Here is a 22,803-nt window from a genome sequence, read left to right on the forward strand (position 1 = left end):
GGGCTTGCCCGGCCTTTTTTATGCTTAGTGCATGCTCTTCAGCATCGCATTCACGTTGTGTTTAAAAGCCGCCTGATAGGTGGCTGCCGGGCCAGAGGCCGTGGATAACGCTTCCGGATAGAGCTCACCACCCGGCTCTGCCCCGGTGGCGCTGGCAATCTGTTTTACCAGACGCGGGTCGGTCTGGTTCTCAATGAAATAGCGGTTGATGTGCTGCTGCTTCAGCTGAGTGATTAAATTACCCACGTTGCTGGCACTCGCTTCCGCCTCAGTAGAGAACCCTACCGGCGCCAGGAAAGTCACGCCATATCGCTGTCCAAAATAACCAAACGCATCGTGACTGGTCAGCACTTTACGCTTATCGGCTGGCACAGCGTCAAAGGCGGTTTTTGCCCAGCGATCCAGCGCCTGCAGTTGCTGAATGTAATTCTGTCCACGCTGACGAATGGCCGGAGCATCTTCAGGATCGGCTTTGACCAGCGCATTCATCACGTTGGTCGCGTAGATAACGCCGTTCTGCATGCTGTTCCAGGCGTGAGGATCGGTAACGGTTTTACCCTCCTCCTCCATGCTGCGGGTGGTGACACCGGTTGAAGCGACAACGGGCTGACCGCGATACCCTGAGGCGCTGACCAGCCGATCCATCCACCCTTCCAGTCCCAGTCCGCTGACAAACACCAGATCGGCCTTCGCCAGCGCCTGACTGTCCTGCGGTGTCGGTTCAAAAGTATGAGGATCGCCATTCGGCCCCACCAGGCTTTTAACCTTTACATGCTCGCCGCCGACCTGCTTAACGATGTCAGCCAGCACGGTAAAGCTGGCCACGACATCCACCGTTTTGGCCATCGCCAGAGGCGTGGCAAACAGCGCAGCGAGCGCCAGGCTAACCGGTAATTTTTTCATAGATACCCCTTAAGATTAATGGCGGCGTAAAATTCCGCCGCACGGCCCTGTAAGAATGGAGAAAAAAAACAGCATGGCGGCGCTCAGCACTACAGCGGGACCCGCCGGCAATGAGAAGTGCCAGGAGAGCATCAGCCCGGCCAGCGCCGAAATCATTGCCATGAAAATGGCGATAACCAGCATCGCGGCGAGATGGCGACTCCAGAAGCGGGCGCTGGCGGCGGGCAACATCATTAAACCCACTGACATCAGGGTGCCCAGCACCTGAAAACCCGCCACCAGATTCAGCACCACCAGCATTAAAAACAGACCATGCACCAGCGGCGCGCTCCATTTTCCCTGCGCACGCAGGAAGTCGCCGTCAAATGCATCGATGACCAGCGGACGATAGATCACCGCCAGCAGAATCAGCGTAAAGGCAGCGATGCCGCCCACCAGCAACAGCGCTGCGTTGTCTACCGCCAGCAGCGAGCCAAACAGAACGTGCAGCAGATCCACACTTGAGCCGCGTAATGAAACCAGCGTGACGCCCAGCGCCAGTGAACCCAGATAGAACCCGGCGAAACTGGCATCCTCTTTCAGCGGCGTGTAGCGACTGACCGCGCCAGAGAGCAGCGCCACGGCTAAACCGGCGATCAGGCCGCCGACACCCATCGCGACCAGTGACAATCCGGAGATCAGATAGCCAATGGCGGCACCGGGCAGCACCGCGTGTGATAAGGCATCGCCAATCAGGCTCATACGTCGCAGGGAGAGGAATACCCCGAGCGGCGTGGCGCTGACGGCCAGCGCCAGACAGGCCACCAGCGCGCGTCGCATAAAACCAAACTCAATAAAGGGTTGAATAAGAGTCACGGCGCACGACTCCGCAGAGAGGAAGCAGGCAGGCAGGTGCAGTTAACCTCACGTTCATCCATCGACATCACGTTACTGAAGTAGCGCGCCACCAGCGGACGATCGTGCAGCACCACCAGCAGGGTTGTTCCGGCCTGCTGTTGCTGCTCAAGGATCGACATCAGTAGCGTCACCGTCTGGCTGTCAATGCCGTTAAAAGGCTCATCCAGAAGCCAGAGCTGGCTGCGCTGCAGCATCAGCCGCGCAAACAATACCCGCTGCAGTTGTCCACCGGATAACGTCGCGGGCTGCGCATCCGCATAATCACTCATCTGAACCGCTTCCAGCGCCTGCCAGATCTCCCGACGCAGTATCCGGTTAATGCCGCCGAACCAGCCGCAGCGTGGCCAGCAGCCAATAGAGACCAGTTCAAATACCGTCAGGGGAAAGCGGGTCTCAAGTTCGGTGCGCTGCGGCAACCAGCCGATATCCCGGCGTGCAACCTGCAGCTCACAGCGCCCGGCTATCGGTGGCAGTAAGCCAGCAATGGTTTTTAACAGGGTTGATTTGCCGCTACCGTTCGCGCCGACCAGCGCGGTCATCGAGCCGGCTGCGAGCTGGCCGGTAATAGCCGGGGTCACAACCTGTCCCTGGTAGCCCGCGCGAAGCGCGTTAAACAGGATCATGCGCTGATCCCCCATTTTATTGCCACAGCAAGCAGCGTGATAAATAGCAGTGCTACTCCCAGCCGCCCGCTCAGTGACATAAGTAGTCCACTCTGACGCATTACTTCACCATAATGTTATAACATAACAGTAAAGATACCTGATGTTGCTCTCTGTTGAATGTGGGATTGTGTATCAAAAGATAAATACCACCTGCACGCACTGGCAGACCCGCGCTGGCGGTAAGGCCTGCGGCTGCGTCTGGCAAATCTCAGAAACTGAGAGTTTTGTGCTCAACTGACTTGCAAACCAGTTGCAGAAAACCAATGATAGGTTTATTAACGGTTATAAGTGGAACAGATATGCTGTCACGCATTGAATGTGATATTGCCGCGGGTGAATCGGACTGCGCAAAAATAGCAGAGATTGTTCAGCGGAATATTCTCAAAATAACCGATTTGCTGGTAGGGGATTTACGCTGGTACTCACATAATGCCCGGTTAGTTCCAGGCAGTTTAAAAATCATTTCGGTTGAATACCAGGATCTGAATAGTTTTAAATTACTTTACGATTTTGACTGGAATTTATTTAGTCCCTGCCTGGATCTAAATGAAACCGTGACGCAGTCAGAACAGGTAAACTTTCACATTAAGCCCGGTGCACTTGAGTTTGATGTGATCGACAATGAGCAACCCTCCCCTGGCGATGAATTGTAATATTTAGTAATGGAGGTGAGCAGAACTAATGGTTTTACACTATCTTTAAGGTATCCCGTTTAATAACTGCCCGAATAATCGCTTCCTGGCCGCGTGATCTTCTCTCGCCGCCCTGCGGCAACTGTGCTAGCTATGGAGGGGAAAAAGATGGACGAATACTCACCGAAACGGCATGATATTGCCCAGCTTAAATACCTTTGTGAGAGTCTGTTTGACGACAGCATGGCAACATTAACCGACAGTCATCATGGCTGGGTTAATGATCCCACTTCTGAAAGCAATCTACAGCTTAACGATTTGATTGAGCATATCGCCTCTTTCACCATGAATTACAAAATTAAGCACGTTGAAGATGAAGCGCTGATTTCGCAAATCGATGAATATCTTGATGATACTTTTATGCTATTCAGCAATTATGGTGTCAATAGTCCGGATCTTCAGCGGTGGCAACGTTCAGCAAAACGCTTATTTAATCTGTTCACTGAAGAGTGCGCTTTTCTCCAGCAACCGAGCCATTCATTATAGTAAAGACATGAGAACGGTTTATTTATGAACAAAACCCTGACTAAAACCGATTATTTGATGCGACTGCGGCGCTGCCGCTCTCTTGATACCCTGGAAAGGGTGATTGAAAAAAATAAGTATGAATTACCGGAAGATGAATTAGCGGTATTTTACTCAGCAGCTGACCATCGCCTGGCGGAACTGACGATGAACAAGCTCTACGATAAAGTCCCGGGTTCAGTATGGAAATTTGTCCGTTAACCTGATCGCTTACGGCTCAGTTTTACCCCAATAAAGTACCGGATAATCCTGCCTGCCGGCAAAGGATCGGCCCAGGCGGGTTTTGCCTGTCTGCAGCTTAGGGGGAGAATATCGAAGGGAGAAAGTGGTGGGGGCCCTGCCAGCTACATCCCGGCACACGCGTCACCTGCTACGGCTGCTTCCTTCCGGATCTGACCGAGTTCACAAGCTAGCATTGCGGGAGAACCAACAGGGCCCCCATTGACAAGCCCTCTTTACGAGAGCGGGGGCATTATCTGGGAAGGAGGTGGCAATTGCAAGCGTAGTCGGGACAACCGTTGTTTTCTTGAACAACCACCGCTTTTACGCTTTCTCCGCCTTTTCCCCGTGCTAAAGTTAAAACCCTTTTTCCTGATGAAATAAGTACATGAATCAGCCAGACACTTTCCAGCAACGCATCTGGCAAATTGTTGCCGCTATTCCGGCTGGCCGCGTCACCACCTATGGCGATGTGGCGCTACTGGCCGGTTCTCCGCGCGCGGCGCGTCAGGTTGGTGGCGTGCTGAGTCGCTTACCCGAGGGAACTACCCTTCCCTGGCATCGCGTCGTAAACCGACACGGCACAATTTCTCTTCAGGGTGACCGTCTGTTGCGGCAGCGGGATGCACTGGAGGCGGAAGGCATAGAGGTGAGTGATGACGGACAGCTCGATCTCGAGACTTATCGCTGGCGATTTTAGACAGGGTAAAAAGGGCGACAATGTCGCCCCGAAATGAGTTTACAGACGGGTTGGAGCAGGAACCGCAGCAGACGGCGTCACCTGAGTCGGTGAGGTCGAAGGAACGGTGGTCGCTGCGCCCGGCTGGGTTGGCATCGCCATAGACGGTACCGGTACCAGCAGCAGCTCTGCTTTGGTGCCACCCTGGTTAATCACTGGCTTCACGCCTTCAGTGATAAAGGCCAGCTTACCGTCGATTGAGATGGCTGCACTTAACAGAATGCGTGCATCAGGCTTGATGTCGTCTGGGTTAAACGGCAGCACGAACTGGAACGGTGCCTGTTTGCCTTCGGTTCGCACCACGCGCTGCGACAGCACTTTTGAGGGTGCATCGGCGACGGACGCATCAGAGAGCGTCACGGTTAATACCGCATCCGGCGGCAGCGCAATGCGCTGGCGGATAAAGACTGAACCACTTACGTTGGGCTGCGCAATCGCCGCCGTCTGTCCTGCAACCGCAGAACCCAGAGTTGGCGTTGGCACGGGTTTACTCTTGTCGGCGCATCCTACAACAGCAACCGCCATAACTACTCCACTGAACACATGCCTGAGTTTCATTGATGTCGTCTCCATTTGATCAAAATGATTGTCGGCAGCGAATCCTGCTTACAGCGCTTCACTCGCCGTATGTCCTTAATGTTGGCACAAAAATGAAATTTTGCCTGGCACCGACAATGGAGAAAGTCTGATTGACGTCAACTGGTCCGATCTTTCACACTGAGCAGGTCACTATATTGAGGAACGCGCCATGAGTCAGGCACTGCAAAATCTGCTGAATTTATTAAATCTGGAAAAACTGGAAGAGGGTTTATATCGCGGCCAGAGCGAAGATATTGGCCTTCGTCAGGTGTTTGGCGGTCAGGTGGTGGGTCAGGCGCTGTATGCCGCAAAGCAAACCGTGGCGGAAGATCGCATTATTCACTCTTTTCACAGCTATTTTTTGCGGCCCGGCGATAGTCAGAAAGCGATTATTTACGATGTTGAAACGTTGCGTGATGGCAAAAGTTTCAGTGCCCGGCGGGTCAGTGCCATTCAGAATGGGCAGCCGATTTTTTATATGACCGCCTCGTTCCAGTCACCGGAAAGCGGCTTTGAACATCAGAATCCGATGCCACAGGTGGCGGGGCCGGAGAATCTGTTAACTGAACAGGCGATGGCGCAGAAAATGGCGCATCTGCTGCCAGAAAAGCTACGTGAAAAATTCATTGCCGAGCGTCCGCTGGAGATCCGCCCGGTACAGATTCACAATCCTCTCCGGGGCCATGTGGATAAGCCTGAACGCCAGGTCTGGATCCGCGCCACCGGCCCACTGCCCGACGACTTACGTATCCATCAGTATCTGCTCGGCTATGCTTCCGATCTCAATTTCCTGCCGGTCGCGCTCCAGCCGCACGGCAAAGGCTTTTTAGAGCCGGACATGCAGGTCGCCACTATCGACCACTCAATGTGGTTCCACCGCCCGTTCGACTTCAGTGAATGGCTGCTCTATAGCGTAGTCAGTACTTCGGCGTCAGGCGCACGGGGTTTTGTCCGGGGCGAGTTCTACAATCAGCAGGGCGTGCTGGTGGCCTCAACGGTTCAGGAAGGAGTGATGCGTCAGCGCAGCGAATAAAAAAAGGGGGCGATTACTCGCCCCCGGTTGATCTTTTCACTGCCCATCCATTACTGGTTGTAAGCATTCTCGCCGTGGCTGTTTACATCCAGACCTTCACGCTCATGCTCTTCCGGAACGCGCAGACCGACAATCAAATCAGCCAGCTTGAAGCCGATGAAGGCGACAACGCCCGACCAGACGATAGTCAGGCCCACGCTGAAGAGCTGTACCCAGACCTGATGGCCCATGGTGACACCCTCTGCATAGCCTACGCCGCCCAGTGAAGAGGAGGCAAACACGCCAGTCAGGATACAGCCGACAATGCCGCACACGCCATGCACGCCGAACACATCGCAGGGATCATCCACGCGCAGCCATTTTTTCAGAGTGGTCACGCCCCACAGTCCCGCCAGTCCGCCGACCAGGCCGATAATTAATGCACCGCCGACGCCGACATAACCACAGGCAGGCGTAATCGCTACCAGCCCGGCAATAAAGCCTGAACAGGCACCCAGCAGCGAAGGCTTACCACGTACCGCCCACTCGCCAAAGGTCCATGACAACACGGCGCCCGCTGTGGCGACAACGGTGTTCAGGAAGGCCAGCGCCGCGATTTCGTTTGCTGCAGAAGCAGAACCGGCGTTGAAACCGAACCAGCCGACATACAGAATGGCGGTGCCGGTGAATACCATTGGCAGGTTGTGTGGTTTGAAGGCCTCTTTACCAAAGCCGGCACGTTTGCCCACCAGATAAGCGCCCACCAGACCGGCGACAGCGGCGTTAATATGCACCACGGTGCCGCCAGCAAAGTCCAGCGCGCCATCCTGTGCCAGGAAACCGCCAGCCCACACCATGTGCGCAATAGGCAGGTAAGCCAGGGTCAGCCAGACGCCGACAAAAATCAGTACGGCAGAGAAACGGATGCGTTCTGCGATAGCACCGACAATCAGGCCCACCGTGATACAGGCAAACGAGGCCTGGAACGCGACATGAATATATTGATAGAAACTGCCCATGACGGCGGTCAGCTGAATGTTTTTCAGCATCACCCAGTTAAAGCTGCCAAAGAAGGCGTTGCCTTCACTGAACGCCAGTGAATAGCCGTAAACCATCCACAATACGCAGACCAGTGAGAAGGTGACGGCAACCTGAGTCAGCATCGACAGCACGTTTTTACCGCGAATCAAACCACCATAAAACAGCGCGATACCTGGAATTGACATAAACAGCACCAGCGCGGTGCAAATCATCATAAATGCGTTATCAGCCTTGTCCGCAACGGCAGGCGCAGCCATTGCGAGTGAGGGTAACAGTGCCAGGCTGGTGAGGCCCAACTTAGCGAAAATTTTATTCATTTTTATTCCATCCCATCACAGTACTGAGTCTTTATTACAGAGCGGCTTCGTCGGTCTCGCCGGTACGAATACGGATGACGCGCTGCAGTTCAGCCACGAAAATTTTACCGTCGCCAATTTTGCCGGTGTAAGCTGCTTTACTGATGACATCCACCACTTCGTCTAACTGATCGTCGGCAATAGCGATATCAATTTTGACCTTAGGCAGGAAGTTCACGCTGTACTCTGCGCCACGATAAAGCTCTGCATGGCCCTTCTGACGGCCAAAACCTTTCACTTCGGAGACGGTCAGTCCCTGAATGCCGATAGAGGATAAAGCTTCACGTACATCCTCCAGCTTGAATGGCTTAATTACGACGGTAACCAGCTTCATTGGATCCCCTCCAGCGAGTAAATAGGTAACGTTTACGGACACGCAGGGATATAAGCAAAGCCTGTGCCAGAGTGTGAAAATGACGGTAATCCGTTGTTCAGGCGAGACGCGACAAGGGATGCTTTAAAGAGGATGGGAAACAGAGAGGCCGTACAGGGGTAATTGCAGCGGAGGGCTGCACTCCTTTGGTGCTTCAGGCGTCAAAGGAGTGCATTTATACAGATTAATCTGATAAAGGTGCGCAAAAAAGGTGCAACTCAGCCTTCAGTTGTTACAGCGACGCCCGATACCAGATCTTCACCTGCCTGCTGCAGCTGATACATCTGCCAGTAACGTCCCTGCATCGCCAGCAGTTGCTGATGCGTACCCTGCTCAACCACACGACCACGATGCAGCACCAGAATCTTGTCTGCTTCAATAATCGTTGAGAGGCGGTGAGCAATCACCACCAGCGTGCTGTGCTGGCGTAGCGTCTCAAGCGTCTGCTGAATGGCCTGCTCGGTGCCGGAATCAATATTGGCCGTCGCTTCGTCGAGGATCAGTATCTGCGGCAGATCAACCAGCACCCGGGCCAGTGCCAGCAGCTGTTTCTGCCCGACCGACAGATTATTACCCTGCTCGCCCAGCCGGGTATGTATTCCCTCCGGCAACGCATGCGCCAGCGGAGCCAGCTGCACCTGTTCCAGCACCGTCCAGACGGCCTCTTCGCTGATGTCACGTCCCAGCCGCACATTCGCCAGCAGCGTATCGGCCAGCACCACCGGATCCTGTTGCACCATCGCGATACCGCGCCGCAGCACGGCATGGCTCAGGTCACTAATGGGTCGATCATCAATGCGGATCTCGCCACGCGTTACCGGGTAGTAACCCATTAACAGGTTCGCCAGCGTGCTTTTACCGCTGCCGGTATGTCCCACCAACGCCACAAACTCGCGTGGGGCAACCTCAAGATTGATATCACTGAGCACATCGCGGTTTTCACGGTAGGCAAAGCTCAGATTGTTCAGGGTGATACGACCTGAAGCCAGCGGTTGCTGATCGGCACCATACTGCTGCTGTGCAGCATCCATCAGTTCGAAAATACGCTCACCTGAAACTACCGCCTGCTGCAGCATCGATTGCTGAGTGGTCAGCTCAATCAGCGGCTCATTCAGACGCCCCAGATAGGTAATAAAGGCATAGAGTACCCCCACTTCAAACACGCCAGGCATCGAGAAACTAAACAGGATCAGCAGCCCACACAACACCATCGCTGAAAACAGGCTCAACAGCGGACGCAGCAGAAAACCATCCAGACGCAGCGTTTCCATTCGCGCCAGATAGTGAGAGCGGCTCGCTTCGCCCATTCGCTCACCAAATCGCGCCTGCTGACGAAACTGCTGGATCACGCTCATACCGCTGATCACTTCGTTAAAGCCATTATTGATGTCTGCCAGATAGCTGCGAACCCGACGGGCAATGGGCGTGCTGTAACGCTGATAGATGAACATCACTACCAGTACCAGCGGAAAGATCATCATCGCCACCAGCGCCATGCGCCAGTCAAGGCTAAACATCGCCACCATCATGGCGCCGACCAGTGCGGCACTGCGCAACACGGTTGAAACCACCGTGACGTAGAGATCGCGGATCACTTCGGTGTCGTTAGTCACGCGTGAAATAATCTGCCCGACCGGCTGGGTATCAAAGGCACTCAGCGGCTGACAGAGTGCGGCATTCATCACGTCACTGCGTAACCGCTGTACCACACCGATAGCGGCTCGGTTAAACAACAGCGCCTGCCAGTAGTGCAGCCCGGCGGCCAGCAGCTGAAGCAGGATAAAACTGACCACCAGTCCTGCGACCACTCCCCAGGGCATCTGATGTTTCGCCACCAGGTTATCGATAAAGTAGCTGACCAGCACCGGTCCGGTCACTTCCGCCGCGGCAGCGATCCACAGCATCCCTACCGCCAGCGACAGGGATTTGCGCCACGGCTTACCGTAGCTCAGCAGACGCTTCAGGGTAGGCCACAAGCGTGCAGACTTAGCCATGCGGCACTCCTTTCTCATTTTCATCATCATCCAGCGCCGCTTCCAGTTGCTGGTAACGGTACATGTCCCGATACCAGCCAGCACTGCCGGTCAGCGCATCGTGGTCGCCCCGCTGCGCCACTCTGCCCTGCTGCAGGACCAGGATTTCACTGGCTTCCGTCAGTGCCGATAAGCGGTGCGCGCTGATAATCAGCGTGCGTCCCTGCCCCCAGATGCGCAGGTTATGCAGGATTTCGTGTTCGGTACGGCCATCCACCGCAGAAAGCGCGTCGTCCAGAATCAGGATTTCCGCATTCAGCAGCAGCGCCCGGGCAATCGAAAGACGCTGCTTCTGCCCACCCGACAGCATCACACCGCGCTCCCCGACTTCCGTTTCATAGCCCTGCGGCAAACGCAGGATATCGTCATGAACGCAGGCCAGCGTGGCGGCATGCTCAATCTCCTGCTGGGTTGCGCCCGGTTTCCCCAGCGCAATATTGTTCGCCACGCTGTCTGAGAACAGGAACGGTGTCTGGCTCACCACGGCCAGACGGCTGCGCCAGCTGTCCAGCCGCAACTGCGGCAGCGGGATCTGGTGATAACGGATGTCGCCCTGCTGAATATCAAAGTGGCGCTGAATCAGGCTAAGCAGCGTACTTTTGCCACTGCCGGTTGGCCCGCACAGCCCCAGCATCTCGCCGGGTTTCAGCTGGAAGCTGACATCGCTTAAGACCGGACCCACGCTGGCCGGATAGTTAAAGGCACGAATCGCGACCTGCAGCGTGCCCGGTTCAGATGGCAGTGACTTATCGCCATCTTCCACCGCTGGCGCTTCCGCCAGCAGCGCGCCGATGCGGCTCCAGGCGGCGCTGCCGCGTTCAACAATATTAAACATCCACGCCAGCGCCAGCATCGGCCAGATCATCAGGCCGAGATACATCACAAAGCTGGTGAGCTGCCCCAGCGTCATCTCTCCATGCCAGACCAGCCAGCTGCCGCCACCAATCGCCAGCAGGTTTGAGAAGCCGATAGCGATATAGATAGTGGGATCGAAACGGGCATCGACCCGCGCCACGCGCAGGTTTTTTTCACCGGTATCGCGGGCGATATCGGAAAATTGCTGCGACTGATGCTGTTCAAGGCCAAAGGATTTAATCATCCGGATGCTGGTCAGGCTCTCCTGCGTCTGATCGTTAAGACTGGAGAAGGCGGCCTGTGCCAGCTTAAAGCGATGGTGCAGTTGATTACCGTAGCGATGGATCACGATGGCCATAATGGGCATCGGCACCAGCGCAAGCAGCGTCAGCTGCCAGCTGATCTGCGTGCTCATTACCAGCAGCACCACGCAGCCCATGACCAGCGAGTCGACCAGCGTCAGTACTCCTTCCCCGGCAGCAAACACCACCCGATCCACGTCGTTGGTGGCGCGCGCAATCAGGTCGCCGGTGCGGTGACGCAGATAAAATGCCGGTTGCTGACGACTCAGCTGGCGATAGAAATCTTCGCGCAGCTCAACCGCCAGCTGGTAGGAGGCACCAAACAGCAGCACGCGCCAGACATAGCGCAGCAGATAGACCACCACTGCCGTTGCCAGCATGATCCCAATCCACACCATGATGCGGCTGGTGCTCATGTTGTCACGCGTCACGCCATCGACAATCACCCCGACCACATGCGGTGGCAGCAGCTGCAGAATAGCAATAACAATCAGCAGGAGGACCGCGCCCAGATAGCGCCGCCACTCCCGCAGAAAATACCAACTTAATTGACTGAATAATCGCACAACGCTGCTCTCAATCTCAGGCCCTCAGAGGGCGACAGGTAAAGCCGTGGTGTATTTAATCTCTTCCATGGCGAAGCTGGATGTCACATCAATCAGGCCGGGCACCCCATTCACTACTCGCTTGTAGAAAGCATCATAGCTTTTCATGTCGGCCACCTGAATGCGCAGCAGGTAATCATACTCGCCTGCCATACGGTAAAAGGCCATTACCTCCGGCATGCTGCTCACCACCGAGACAAATGCCTGATACCAGTCGCGGCTGTGCTGCTGCGTTTTAACAAACATAAACGCCGTCAGTGACAGTCCGATTTTATCTCCATCCAGCAACGCCACCCGTGCGCGAATAATGCCATCATCTTCAAGCTTTTTCAGGCGCTTCCAGCAGGGTGTGGTGGTGAGGTTGACGGCATCCGCCAGCGCCTGCAGCGACATCGTGCAGTCATGCTGCAGCAGTGAGAGCAATTTAAGGTCAGTTTTATCTAACATTCGCGGCTCCGGGAGAATCATTTTCTCCATTACCGCCATTTTAGCGGTAATTGTGCAATCTCTTTTTCCTGCACGTGCCATAAAATAGCCGCATCACTTTTTTACCGGACGCCTGAGATGCACACCTGCTGGATTCGCCACGCTATCAACGAAATTAACGCTGATTTTCAACGATCGGCTGAGACCCATTTGATCCGTTTCGATCTGGCGGACTTTCCCGGTATCTGGTTCTATCTGAAAGATGAAAGTACCCATCCCAGTGGCAGTCTTAAACACCGGCTGGCACGATCCCTGTTCCTCTACGGCCTCTCCAACGGCTGGATTAAACAGGATACGCCGATTATCGAAGCCTCGTCAGGCAGCACTGCCGTTTCTGAGGCGTACTTCGCAAGGCTGCTGGGTCTGCCCTTTATTGCGGTGATGCCGGCGAGCACGGCGAAGCGTAAAATTGAGCAGATCACCTTTTATGGCGGACAGTGCCATTTTGTTGAAGATCCCTGCCAGCTCTATGCTGAATCTGAACGGCTGGCGCGGGAGCTCAATGGCCATTTTATGGATCAGTTTACCTATGCTGAACGTGCCACCGACTGGCGCGGCAATAACAATATTGCAGAGAGCATTTTCCGTCAGATGGAGCATGAACCTTATCCGATTCCCCATACGATAATCATGAGTGCGGGCACGGGCGGCACTTCAGCCACGCTGGGCCGCTATATCCGTTATCAGGGACTGGAAACCAAACTGCTGGTGGTTGATCCGCAGCATTCGGTGTTTTTTGATTACTGGCAGCAGCGTGATGCTACCCTGACCAGCGCGCGCGGCAGCATGATCGAAGGAATTGGCCGTCCGCGAGTGGAGCCGTCGTTTATGCCTGACGTGATCGACGAAATGATCAAAGTGCCGGATGGTGCAACGCTGGCCGCCATGCTGAAACTGGAAAAGATTCTGGGACGCAAGCCTGGCGCCTCTACCGGCACCAATTTCTGGGGCATGATGCAGGTGGCAAAACGCCTACGGGCAGCGAATCAGCAGGGAGCGCTGGTGACACTGCTGTGCGACAGCGGCGAACGTTATCCCGATAGCTACTATCAGCCTGAGTGGGTGGCAAAACATATTGGCGATATCACGCCATGGCAGCGCGAGCTGGAATAAAAAACCGGACATCCTGTCCGGTTCACGGCAATCCTCAGCATTCGGGGGAATACGCGAGGTCGGGTGTTGCCAGCCAGTGATTTAAATAGTGAGACACCGCCTGTGTCTCGCAATGCCCTAATACCGGCAGATGCGGTAGCGCGGCTTTCAGCTGCGCCATCGCATTGCCCATGATGAAACCCTGTCCGGCCTGCGCCAGCATCTCGCGATCGTTCATCGCGTCACCAAACGCCATACACTCCGCCATGGTCAGCGACAGATGGTCACATAACAGTGCCAGCGCGCTGCCTTTATTGCAGCTGGCGGGTAACACCTCCAGACAATCCACAGCAGAGAAGCAGATGTTAGCCTGCTCGCCCAGTGCGGCATCCAGCTCTGTTTTTAGCTGACAGAGGCGCTGATGCTGATCGATAAAGCAGATTTTTGTCACCTGATGCGCGGGCAACCTTTTAAGATCGCACAGCTGATAGCCAAATCCGCTGATCTGATGGGCCACCAGCAGTTCAGGCTGTGGATGATCGGTAAACCACCCCTGATCGTTGAAAACATGCAGGGTGGCGTGCGTATCCCAGCGGCGGTGGATCACCTCTTCGGCGACCGAAGAGGGCAGATCACGCGCAAAGATCAGATTGCCCTGCCTGTCGTGTACACGGGTACCATTACCGGTAATCAGCCACGCGGGCAGTGTCATTTTTTCCCGTAAGATCTGCATCTCCAGCAGATGGCGGCCCGTCGCCAGCGCCAGATTAACGCCACGCAGATGCAACGCCTGCAGGCTATCCAGCGTCTGCTGACCCAGCTGATGATCCGGCAGCAATAATGTGCCATCCATATCGAACGCGGCTAAACGCACCATGATTTACCTCCTGCTGAAAGATGAACTCCACTATTGCCTGTTAATTGCGGAACTAATAGTGAATACTTTTAAAAAACTGTTCCGGGTTTAACATGCGCCAGCTTAACCGTCTTAATCAGTTCCAGCGTCTGTGGCAGCAGAGTCAGGGCGCCCCACAGCAAACCTGCGTGGCGGAGATGGCCCGCCACTGTATCTGCAGCGAGCGTCATCTGCGCACGTTGCTGTCACAGTGGCAGCATGCATGCTGGCTCAGCTGGCGCGGCGAGCCTGGCCGTGGCAAACAGGGACAGATAGTGTTTCTGCGCTCACCTGAACAATTACGGCAGCAGTTGCTGCAACAACAGCTCGACGCCGGAGACGCCGCTGAGGCCTTGCAGCTGCTGGATCTGCCGCCGGAAAGGCTGATCAATATGCTGCGGCCATTAATGGGTGGACAGTGGCAGAACGATACGCCGGTTCTGCGCATCCCCTACTATCGTCCGATGGAGAGCACAGAGCCGCGCCAGATTACCGGTCGGGCCGAGCAGCACCTGGCTCGCCAGATCTATTCCGGTCTGACTCGCTTTGAGCAGGATGAGCCGGTCGGCGATCTGGCGCATCACTGGCAACATGACGAGGCGTCATCTGGCTGGTTATTCTGGTTACGGCCTCAGCTGATGTGGCACAACGACGAACCTGTGCAGGCCGCACAACTGGTGGCGCAGTTCCACCAGCTGTTGCGGGATAGGCGCGTCAGTATGTTACTGGCCGATGTGGTCAGCGTGGATGCGCCCCATCCGCTTGCGGTGCGTTTCGTACTGCGACGCCCTGATTTCTGGCTGCCCCATCGGCTCGCCCACTTGTTGTGCCTGCTGCCCCATCCCATCGATCTCGCCACGGGCAGCGGGCCGTGGAAACTCAGGCACTTCAGCACCGAGCTGGTCAGGATTGAAAGTCACGCGCGCTGGCATCTGCAGCGCCCTCTGCTGCAGGCAGTAGAGTACTGGATTACCCCTCAGCTGTTTGATCCCGCTCTCGGCAGCAGCTGTCGTCATCCGGTGCAGATTGCGATAGGCGATGCCACAGAGCTCAGGACGCTGCAACCGGTCAGCAGCAGTATCAGCCTCGGCTTCTGTTATCTGGTCTGCCGACCGCGAGCCGGATTTACCGCTGATCAGGCGCGCACGCTTTTCCAGCTGATCCAGCAAAGCGGCATTGTCAGCCGGTTGCCTCTGGATGAGGGACTCATCACTCCCAGTAAAGAGCTATTACCTGGCTGGAGTGTGCCGCTGATTGATGCTGTCAGGGTTCCCTTACCGTCTACCCTGACGCTGCATTATCAGTTGCCGGTTGAGCTACACCAGATGTCACAGGCGCTGGTTGCACTGTTAAAACAGCACGGCTGCACCCTGAAGGTAGTTTTTCATCCGGTAAAAAACTGGCACGGCATCGACCCGCTTGATGAGGCAGATATCGTGATGGGCGACAGACTGATTGGTGATGCGCCGGTCTTTACGCTGGCCAGCTGGTTGCAGACTGACCCGCTATGGCGGCCGCTGTGGCCCACACTGCAGGGCGAAGAGATTCAGGCGCAACTGCTGGCTATCCAGCAAATTGCTGACGACGAAACCCGTGCCCGCTCGCTGCATCAGCTTTATCATCAGCTGATGACGGGCGGCATCCTGCTGCCACTGTTCAATTATCGCTATCAAATTTACGCGCCGCCGGGCGTTGAAGGGATTGAACTGAATACGCTGGGCTGGTTCGATTTCAGCCGCGCATGGATCCCGCCGCCCATTGATCTGCCATGCAGCTGTTCAGCGGCGGACTGAGGCATTACCATAAGCGCAAAATTAATTATCAGGAAAACACCATGAAACGCGCTGTTGTAGTTTTCAGCGGTGGACAAGACTCCACTACCTGCCTGATTCAGGCCTTAGAACAATATGATGACGTTCATTGCGTCACTTTCGACTATGGACAACGCCATCGGGAAGAGATCGATGTGGCCCGCGACCTGGCGATTAAATTGGGCGCGCGCGCGCATAAAGTGCTGGATGTCACCATGCTGAACGAACTCGCCGTCAGCAGCCTGACGCGGGATAACATTCCGGTGCCGGCTTATAATCCCGAGGCCAGTGGATTACCCAGTACGTTTGTGCCGGGACGCAATATTCTCTTTCTGACGCTGGCCTCGGTTTACGCTTATCAGGTCGAAGCGGAAGCGGTGATCACTGGCGTCTGTGAGACCGATTTCTCCGGCTATCCCGATTGTCGCGATGAGTTTGTCAAAGCGCTGAACCATGCGGTGTCGCTTGGCACGGCGCGCGATGTTCGTTTTGAGACGCCGCTGATGTGGCTCAATAAAGCGGAAACCTGGGCGCTGGCGGATTACTGGCAGCAGCTTGCGCTGGTACGCGAGCAGACGCTGACCTGCTATAACGGCGTGAAAGGTGATGGATGTGGTGAGTGTGCAGCCTGTCATTTACGGGCCAATGGCCTGCAGGGTTATCTCAACGATCGTGCTGGCGTAATGGCGGCAATGAAAGCAAAAAGCGGTCTTAACTAAGAGTGTCTGAGGTGGCGGCAGAGAATCCGGGTTGCCGCCTTTTTATCGACTCATGCCATCAGACGCATCAGTCGCTCACGCAACTCCCCTTCCAGCGCAACCGCCTTCTGAGTCCGCAAATCAATACAGACAAAAGTGAGTGCGGCATCCGCCACCACGGTCTCCTGCCCTGCCAGCAAAACCCGCTGCGCAATAATGCCGCTTTTGCCATTCAACTGCGTGATCTCACTGTCGATAGTCAGTACGTCGCCCAGCACGGCCGGGCGACGGTAGTTGATGTTGATGTTTACCACCACAAAAGCCAGTTTCTGTTCCTGCAACCAGTGGAATGCTTCCACCTCTTCCAGCCATTCCCAGCGCGCCTCCTCCAGAAACTCAAGATAGCGCGCATTATTGACGTGCTGATAGACATCCAGATGATAGCCGCGCACTTTTATGGTGGTCTGCATGATCATGCTCTCCTGCTGCTGTGAATTAACTGGTTGGACCTGTTCACTTTAGCAGAGTCGCCTGTCTATCGTGGGTTAAGCATCACAGATGTGTACTGCTTCACAATTTCAGCCGGGCCGCATTTCGCTCTATCAACGCATTGCCGATGCCCGGCACTTCACTGAGTTGCTGAATTGCGCTAAACGGTCCGTACTGTTCGCGATAGCTCACAATTGCCTGCGCCTTTTTCAGCCCCACCCCATTCATAACGGCAGAGAGCTGTTCGGCTGTTGCTTCATTGATGCTGACCTGCTCCTGCTGTGGCTGCGCGGCGGCTTCCGGCTTCGACGCAGGATGTGAGCTCTGCGTGACGGCTGCGCTGACAGGTTCAGGTGCCGCAGAGACGCTGCTGTGACAGAGTGCGCCGCCCAGCGCGAGTGAAAGATAAAAGGCAACGAGTTTAGGTTTAGCCATGCTGTGTTTCTCCTTGTGTGTAAACAGCAGCGACAGAGTGGCACTACTGCACGCAAGGCTCAAAAGCGGGATTTCAGAAATGGAAAAGGCCGCGAATGCGGCCTTTGATTGTTACAGTCGTTGCGCAGTTTCTGCGAGGCTTACTGCATTTGTGCGGCAGCGCCGTACTTAATTTTGGCCTCTTTACGCAGGTTTTGCAGTAACGCTTCAAACGCCAGCTGCGCATTATTCTGCGTAACGCCTTTGACCATTTCGTCAATCTGCGCCTGCGGCATGCTGCCGGTTTTAACTTTATCAACCGCCACCAGTACCACATTGCCCTGCATATCTTCGCTGACACCCCAGGAAGGTTTATTTTCCGCAGGCTGAGGCAGGTTAAAGGCAGTCTGTGCCACCGGATCCTGCGCATTGCGATCAACGGTCTTGCTGGCGCTCAGCGTCAGACCTGCGGCAGTCAGCGCATCCTGCTTACCGGCTTTGAGATCGGCCAGCAGCTTATCGGCCTGAGCTTTCGCCTGCTGCGTCGCTTTATCATGCTTAAGCGTGTCAGTGATCTGCGCCTTAACCTGCTCAAGCGGTTTTACCGCTTCCGGTTTATGCTCACTGATACGCAGCACAAAGGCACGGTCGCCATCGACAGTGATGATATCGGAGTTGTTGCCCGGCGCGCCGTTTTGCCCGACCAGACCGCCATTAAAGATCGCCTGCTTCACCGCATCAAAGTTAAGCTCATCTGGCAGCGTATCCTGACTGAACCAGCCAGTCTCTTTCGCTTTCAGACCAGAAGCCTGCTCTGCACCCGCCAGTGACTCATTGTCATTGCTGGCCGCTTCGCTGACTTTCTGTTGCACTTTGTAGAAGGCATCAACGCCCTTCTCCTGCTTCACTTTCGCTGCAATGGCGCTGCGCACTTCATCCAGTGGCTTAACCTGCTCTGGCTGAATATCGTCAAGACGAACCACCAGGAAGCCCACTGAAGATTTGATCACGCCTGACATCTGGCCTTTCTCAGTCAGACCGGCATTTTTCAGCTCATCCGGCGTCGTAGAGGGTTCCAGCCAGCCCATATCGCCGCCCTTACGCGCCGAGATCGGGTCAATGGATTTGGCTTTTGCCACGTCAGCGAAGCTGGCACCCGCTTTCAGCTGCGCCAGGACCGCATTGGCATCGGCTTCAGTTTTGGTCTGAATGACGCTGTAGCGCGTACGCTGTGGCTGCGAATAGTCCGCTTTATGCTGGTCGTACCAGGCCTGAATATCGGCCTCGCTGGCATCCTGCTGCATGCTGGCCGCATCCATCAGGAGGTAGCTGACACGGAACTGCTCTGGTGCCATAAAGCTGGTTTTATGCTGCTGATAATACTGACTGATTTCGTCGTCAGTAACGGCCTGCTTCGCCGCCAGTGCATTGACGTCCAGCGTCGCCTGACGAATCTCACGCTGCTGTGAAACCAGGTCCACCAGTTTGCTGGCTTCGCCTTTCAGCGTGAAGTCGGTGTTAGCCACGGCATTGATTAGCTGTTGATTGGAGAGCTGCTTACGCAGCGCTTCGGCATACTGGTCGGCGCTGAAGCCCATATTGCTGATCAGACTCAGATATTTGGCATTGTCGAATTTACCGTTGGTCTGAAAAGCCTGCTGATTGAAGATCGCCTGCTTCACCTGATCGTCGCTGATGCTGAGGTGGAGATCTTTGATGTAGCTATCAAGCAGCGCCTGATCGATTAGCTGCGACAGCGCCTGCTGGCGAATCTGCTGCATGTAGCCATCGTTGCTGGCCAGCTGTGAGAACTGATCGCCCAGCATCTGCTGCTGACGACTGCGCTCGCTGTTGAACGCCTGCTCCAGCTGTCCCCGGCTAATCTCCTGGCCGTTAACTTTGGCCGCATAGTCGTTATTGCCGCCAATCAGATAGTTGCCAACGCCCGTCAGCACAAAGGAGAGGATAATCAGCCCCAAAATAATCTTGAGCACGACATGGTTCGACGCCGCGCGTAAATTGTCCATCATGGTATGGCAACACTCCGCTGTAGTGTGAATGTAAAGCTCGGTCGCAATTCGCCATTGGCTGGCGACTCACGCAACTGCTGGCTTAGCTGGCAGTCTCAATCCGGTCCAGGTCCATCTTACGGCCCGATTCTCACCGGTTAAAACAAAAAAGGCACATCTGATTGATGTGCCCGTATGTTACATGAGAACGGGTTAATCGTCCTCTAATCCACTGAAGAAAATGCGTCAATGAATCTATTCGTTGTTATTAATTGACAGCGTCTTTCAATGCTTTACCAGCACGGAAGCCTGGTACTTTACCGGCCGGGATGGTGATCTCTTTACCGGTTTGCGGGTTGCGGCCAGTACGTGCAGCGCGGTCACGCACAGAGAATGTGCCGAAACCTACCAGAGCCACTTCATCACCGTCTTTCAGCGCATCTGAAACTGAGCCCATAAATGCATCTAAAACACGTCCCGCTGCAGCTTTAGAAATATCAGCATCGGCAGCAATTTTGTCGATCAATTGTGACTTATTCACTCTCTTCATCCCCTCTTTTATTATTTCACATCGTACCCTGCATCCGGCAGGGTGCGAACGCGCAGCAAGTTATATCAAGCCTGTGGAGCCGAAACAACGGAATTTCTCTGAGAACGTCGCGTCGGCAGCCACCTAAATTAACGGCACAAAAAAAAGCTGGCAAGCGCCAATTGCCTTGCCAGCTCCGCTTTTTAACGGTTTTTGCCGTTAATCACTATTTTGCTGTTACGACCTGCATACCGTATGGCGCATTTTCCAGTGCCAGATTCAGCACCTCTTCAATGCGTTTCACCGGATGAATCTCCAGATCGGCAATCACGTTCTGTGGAATCTCTTCCAGGTCGCGCTTGTTGTCGTCAGGGATCAGCACGGTTTTAATGCCACCACGGTGCGCTGCCAGCAGTTTCTCTTTCAGCCCGCCAATCGGCAGCACCTGACCACGCAGGGTGATCTCACCGGTCATCGCCACATCCGCCCGCACCGGGTTACCGGTCAGACAGGAGACCAGCGCAGTACACATGGCGATACCGGCACTTGGACCATCTTTCGGCGTAGCGCCTTCAGGTACGTGAACGTGAATATCACGTTTTTCGTAGAAGTCACCATTGATGCCCAGCTTCTCGGCACGGGCACGCACCACGGTCAGCGCAGCCTGAATCGACTCCTGCATCACTTCACCCAGAGAACCGGTGTAAGTCAGCTTGCCTTTACCTGGTACGCAGGCGGTTTCGATGGTCAGCAGATCGCCACCCACTTCCGTCCATGCCAGACCCGTTACCTGACCCACACGGTTTTCGCTGTCCGCACGACCGTAGTCGAAGCGCTGAACGCCCAGGAAATCCTTGAGGTTTTCGCCATTGATGGTGATGTGCTTTTTCGTCTTGTCCATCAGCAGCGATTTAACCGCTTTACGGCACAGTTTCGACAGCTCACGCTCAAGGCTACGCACACCGGCTTCACGGGTGTAGTAACGGATAATGCCCACAATCGCGCTGTCTTCAACCGTAATTTCATTGGCTTTCAGGGCGTTGCGCTCAATCTGCTTGGTCAGCAGATGCTGCTTAGCGATGTTCAGTTTTTCATCTTCGGTGTAACCCGACAGACGAATCACTTCCATACGGTCCAGTAGCGGTGCCGGGATGTTCATTGAGTTCGATGTAGCAACGAACATCACATCAGAAAGGTCATAGTCGACTTCCAGATAGTGGTCGTTGAACGCAATGTTCTGCTCAGGATCAAGCACTTCCAGCAGCGCTGAAGCCGGATCGCCGCGCATGTCAGAGGACATTTTGTCGATTTCATCCAGCAGGAACAGTGGGTTTTTAACCCCGACTTTCGCCATTTTCTGGATTAATTTACCCGGCATAGAGCCGATGTAAGTACGACGGTGACCGCGGATTTCAGCTTCATCACGCACGCCACCCAGCGCCATACGCACATATTTGCGTCCGGTCGCTTTGGCGATCGACTGACCGAGAGAGGTTTTACCTACCCCTGGCGGTCCGACCAGGCACAAAATCGGCCCTTTGATTTTGCTGACGCGACTCTGAACCGCAAGATACTCAAGAATACGATCCTTCACGCGCTCCAGCCCGTAATGGTCGGTATCCAGCGTCTCCTGCGCTTTACGCAGATCTTTCTTCACTTTGCTGCGCGCGTTCCACGGAACCTGCACCATCCAGTCGATATAGCCGCGAACCACGGTTGCTTCAGCGGACATCGGGGACATCATCTTCAGCTTCTGCAGCTCAGCTTCCGCTTTCTCGCGCGCTTCTTCCGGCATTTTTGCCGCATCGATTTTGCGTTTTAACGCTTCGTACTCGTCGGGCGCGTCGTCCATCTCGCCCAGCTCTTTCTGAATCGCCTTCATCTGCTCATTCAGATAGTACTCGCGCTGGCTCTTCTCCATCTGCTTCTTAACACGGTTGCGAATGCGCTTCTCAACCTGCAGCAGATCGATTTCAGATTCCATCATCGCCATCAGATATTCCAGACGTTCGTTGACGTCGGACATCTCCAGCACAGACTGTTTGTCTGCCAGCTTCAGTGGCATATGTGCTGCGACGGTGTCGGCAAGGCGGGCCGCATCGTCAATGTTGTTCAGCGAGGTTAAAACCTCGGGTGGGATCTTTTTGTTGAGTTTGATGTAGCCTTCAAACTGATTGATCGCCGTGCGCACCAGCACTTCCTGCTCGCGCTCTTCGATCTCTGGCGAAACCAGATATTCAGCTTGTGCCACAAAATGGTCACCGTTATCGGCCAGCGTCGTAATGTGGGCGCGCTGTAAACCTTCGACCAGGACTTTGACGGTGCCATCCGGCAGTTTCAGCATTTGTAATACTGATGCAACGGTCCCTACTGAGAAGAGATCGTTAATGCCAGGTTCATCCGTTGAAGCCTCTTTCTGTGCGACCAGCATGATTTTTTTATCATGATCCATTGCGGCTTCAAGGCACCGAATTGATTTTTCCCGGCCAACAAACAACGGAATTACCATGTGCGGATAAACCACCACGTCGCGCAGCGGCAACACGGGGATTTCAATGCGTTCAGAACGCTCAGGATTCATAGA

At 54.9% G+C, this 22,803-nt stretch carries 23 protein-coding genes and 1 other RNA gene; 8 read left to right on the forward strand and 16 right to left on the reverse strand.

All coding sequences use genetic code 11. The features are described 5' to 3' along the window. Window positions 1-24 precede the first annotated feature (24 nt). Genes NR195_RS17980 through NR195_RS17990 form a run of 3 tightly spaced genes read right to left on the reverse strand, consistent with a single transcriptional unit; the run spans window position 25 to window position 2,423 of the window. The gene (locus tag NR195_RS17980) at window positions 25-903 is read right to left on the reverse strand and encodes a metal ABC transporter substrate-binding protein (RefSeq protein WP_033785427.1); all 879 of its coding nucleotides are present in this window, start codon (window positions 901-903) and stop codon (window positions 25-27) included. A 15-nt stretch (window positions 904-918) separates the two neighbouring features. Beyond that, on the reverse strand, window positions 919-1,758 hold the full coding sequence (locus tag NR195_RS17985) for a metal ABC transporter permease (RefSeq protein ID WP_010255890.1): 840 nt from the start codon (window positions 1,756-1,758) through the stop codon (window positions 919-921). Further along, window positions 1,755-2,423 (reverse strand): metal ABC transporter ATP-binding protein, encoded by a 669-nt coding sequence (locus tag NR195_RS17990; protein ID WP_033772778.1) that lies wholly within the window; start codon window positions 2,421-2,423, stop codon window positions 1,755-1,757. Before NR195_RS17990 ends, NR195_RS17985 begins: the two co-directional genes overlap by 4 nt. A gap of 341 nt (window positions 2,424-2,764) precedes the next feature. Here NR195_RS17990 and NR195_RS17995 point away from each other — a divergent pair, with 341 nt between their 5' ends. From NR195_RS17995 to NR195_RS18005, 3 genes are all read left to right on the forward strand, one after another. Continuing rightward, window positions 2,765-3,118 carry a hypothetical protein gene (locus tag NR195_RS17995; protein ID WP_031592173.1) on the forward strand — a complete coding sequence of 118 codons (354 nt, stop codon included), beginning with the start codon at window positions 2,765-2,767 and terminating at the stop codon, window positions 3,116-3,118. 147 nt (window positions 3,119-3,265) lie between these two features. Further along, window positions 3,266-3,643, forward strand: a complete 378-nt coding sequence (tomB, locus tag NR195_RS18000) for an Hha toxicity modulator TomB (RefSeq protein WP_003850455.1) — start codon at window positions 3,266-3,268, stop codon at window positions 3,641-3,643. 24 nt (window positions 3,644-3,667) lie between these two features. Beyond that, window positions 3,668-3,883, forward strand: a complete 216-nt coding sequence (locus NR195_RS18005) for an HHA domain-containing protein (RefSeq protein WP_003850458.1) — start codon at window positions 3,668-3,670, stop codon at window positions 3,881-3,883. Between the two features lie 134 nt (window positions 3,884-4,017). On the opposite strand, the gene ffs is transcribed toward NR195_RS18005, so the two are convergent. After that, an RNA gene (gene ffs, locus NR195_RS18010) (signal recognition particle sRNA small type) lies at window positions 4,018-4,114 on the reverse strand. A 175-nt stretch (window positions 4,115-4,289) separates the two neighbouring features. Between ffs and NR195_RS18015 the strand changes: the two genes are divergently transcribed. After that, window positions 4,290-4,601, forward strand: a complete 312-nt coding sequence (locus tag NR195_RS18015; protein WP_031293095.1) for an MGMT family protein — start codon at window positions 4,290-4,292, stop codon at window positions 4,599-4,601. Window positions 4,602-4,640: 39 nt separating this feature from the next. Here NR195_RS18015 and NR195_RS18020 read toward each other — a convergent pair whose 3' ends face one another. Continuing rightward, window positions 4,641-5,198 (reverse strand): YbaY family lipoprotein, encoded by a 558-nt coding sequence (locus NR195_RS18020; RefSeq protein ID WP_256844787.1) that lies wholly within the window; start codon window positions 5,196-5,198, stop codon window positions 4,641-4,643. Between the two features lie 190 nt (window positions 5,199-5,388). On the opposite strand from NR195_RS18020, the gene tesB reads away from it, so the two are divergent. Further along, window positions 5,389-6,252: an acyl-CoA thioesterase II gene (gene tesB, locus NR195_RS18025; RefSeq protein ID WP_010255880.1), complete on the forward strand. Its 864-nt coding sequence runs from the start codon at window positions 5,389-5,391 to the stop codon at window positions 6,250-6,252. Between the two features lie 50 nt (window positions 6,253-6,302). On the opposite strand, the gene amtB is transcribed toward tesB, so the two are convergent. The 5 genes from amtB to NR195_RS18050 form a co-directional block, all read right to left on the reverse strand. Further along, window positions 6,303-7,589, reverse strand: a complete 1,287-nt coding sequence (gene amtB, locus NR195_RS18030; RefSeq protein ID WP_010255877.1) for an ammonium transporter AmtB — start codon at window positions 7,587-7,589, stop codon at window positions 6,303-6,305. Window positions 7,590-7,623: 34 nt separating this feature from the next. Then, entirely contained in the window at window positions 7,624-7,962 is a 339-nt protein-coding gene (gene glnK, locus NR195_RS18035; protein WP_003850469.1) for a P-II family nitrogen regulator, read from the reverse strand. 257 nt (window positions 7,963-8,219) lie between these two features. Further along, window positions 8,220-9,995: a SmdB family multidrug efflux ABC transporter permease/ATP-binding protein gene (locus tag NR195_RS18040; RefSeq protein WP_010671215.1), complete on the reverse strand. Its 1,776-nt coding sequence runs from the start codon at window positions 9,993-9,995 to the stop codon at window positions 8,220-8,222. Beyond that, window positions 9,988-11,757 carry a SmdA family multidrug ABC transporter permease/ATP-binding protein gene (locus NR195_RS18045; RefSeq protein ID WP_256844788.1) on the reverse strand — a complete coding sequence of 590 codons (1,770 nt, stop codon included), beginning with the start codon at window positions 11,755-11,757 and terminating at the stop codon, window positions 9,988-9,990. The genes NR195_RS18040 and NR195_RS18045 overlap by 8 nt, the downstream gene beginning before the upstream one ends. 24 nt (window positions 11,758-11,781) lie before the next feature. Then, window positions 11,782-12,243, reverse strand: coding sequence for an Lrp/AsnC family transcriptional regulator (locus NR195_RS18050; RefSeq protein ID WP_256844789.1), 462 nt, complete (start codon window positions 12,241-12,243; stop codon window positions 11,782-11,784). Between the two features lie 117 nt (window positions 12,244-12,360). Here NR195_RS18050 and NR195_RS18055 point away from each other — a divergent pair, with 117 nt between their 5' ends. Next, window positions 12,361-13,395, forward strand: a complete 1,035-nt coding sequence (locus NR195_RS18055) for a PLP-dependent cysteine synthase family protein (RefSeq protein ID WP_010255863.1) — start codon at window positions 12,361-12,363, stop codon at window positions 13,393-13,395. 34 nt (window positions 13,396-13,429) lie between these two features. On the opposite strand, the gene cof is transcribed toward NR195_RS18055, so the two are convergent. Continuing rightward, window positions 13,430-14,251, reverse strand: coding sequence for an HMP-PP phosphatase (gene cof, locus NR195_RS18060; protein WP_033779652.1), 822 nt, complete (start codon window positions 14,249-14,251; stop codon window positions 13,430-13,432). A 92-nt stretch (window positions 14,252-14,343) separates the two neighbouring features. On the opposite strand from cof, the gene NR195_RS18065 reads away from it, so the two are divergent. Together NR195_RS18065 and queC are read left to right on the forward strand one after the other, a co-directional pair. Then, window positions 14,344-16,062 carry an SgrR family transcriptional regulator gene (locus NR195_RS18065; protein ID WP_256844790.1) on the forward strand — a complete coding sequence of 573 codons (1,719 nt, stop codon included), beginning with the start codon at window positions 14,344-14,346 and terminating at the stop codon, window positions 16,060-16,062. Window positions 16,063-16,103: 41 nt separating this feature from the next. Then, a complete protein-coding gene (queC, locus tag NR195_RS18070; RefSeq protein WP_256844791.1) occupies window positions 16,104-16,799 on the forward strand; it encodes a 7-cyano-7-deazaguanine synthase QueC in 696 nt (231 codons plus the stop codon). Window positions 16,800-16,849: 50 nt separating this feature from the next. On the opposite strand, the gene NR195_RS18075 is transcribed toward queC, so the two are convergent. The 5 genes from NR195_RS18075 to lon all read right to left on the reverse strand — a co-directional run bounded on the left by NR195_RS18075 (window position 16,850) and on the right by lon (window position 22,800). After that, on the reverse strand, window positions 16,850-17,248 hold the full coding sequence (locus NR195_RS18075) for a YbgC/FadM family acyl-CoA thioesterase (protein WP_010671209.1): 399 nt from the start codon (window positions 17,246-17,248) through the stop codon (window positions 16,850-16,852). 100 nt (window positions 17,249-17,348) lie between these two features. Continuing rightward, complete coding sequence (locus tag NR195_RS18080; RefSeq protein WP_010255849.1) at window positions 17,349-17,702, reverse strand: helix-hairpin-helix domain-containing protein; 354 nt, start codon at window positions 17,700-17,702, stop codon at window positions 17,349-17,351. Between the two features lie 140 nt (window positions 17,703-17,842). Further along, window positions 17,843-19,711, reverse strand: coding sequence for a peptidylprolyl isomerase (gene ppiD, locus NR195_RS18085; RefSeq protein ID WP_010255421.1), 1,869 nt, complete (start codon window positions 19,709-19,711; stop codon window positions 17,843-17,845). A gap of 247 nt (window positions 19,712-19,958) precedes the next feature. After that, window positions 19,959-20,231, reverse strand: coding sequence for a nucleoid-associated protein HU-beta (gene hupB, locus NR195_RS18090; protein WP_009091701.1), 273 nt, complete (start codon window positions 20,229-20,231; stop codon window positions 19,959-19,961). A 214-nt stretch (window positions 20,232-20,445) separates the two neighbouring features. Then, a complete protein-coding gene (lon, locus tag NR195_RS18095; protein ID WP_010255415.1) occupies window positions 20,446-22,800 on the reverse strand; it encodes an endopeptidase La in 2,355 nt (784 codons plus the stop codon). Window positions 22,801-22,803: the final 3 nt, after the last annotated feature.

The sequence above is a fragment of the Pantoea sp. Ft-CA_14 genome, from assembly GCF_024520875.1.
GTDB classification, from domain to species: Bacteria; Pseudomonadota; Gammaproteobacteria; order Enterobacterales; family Enterobacteriaceae; genus Pantoea; species Pantoea agglomerans.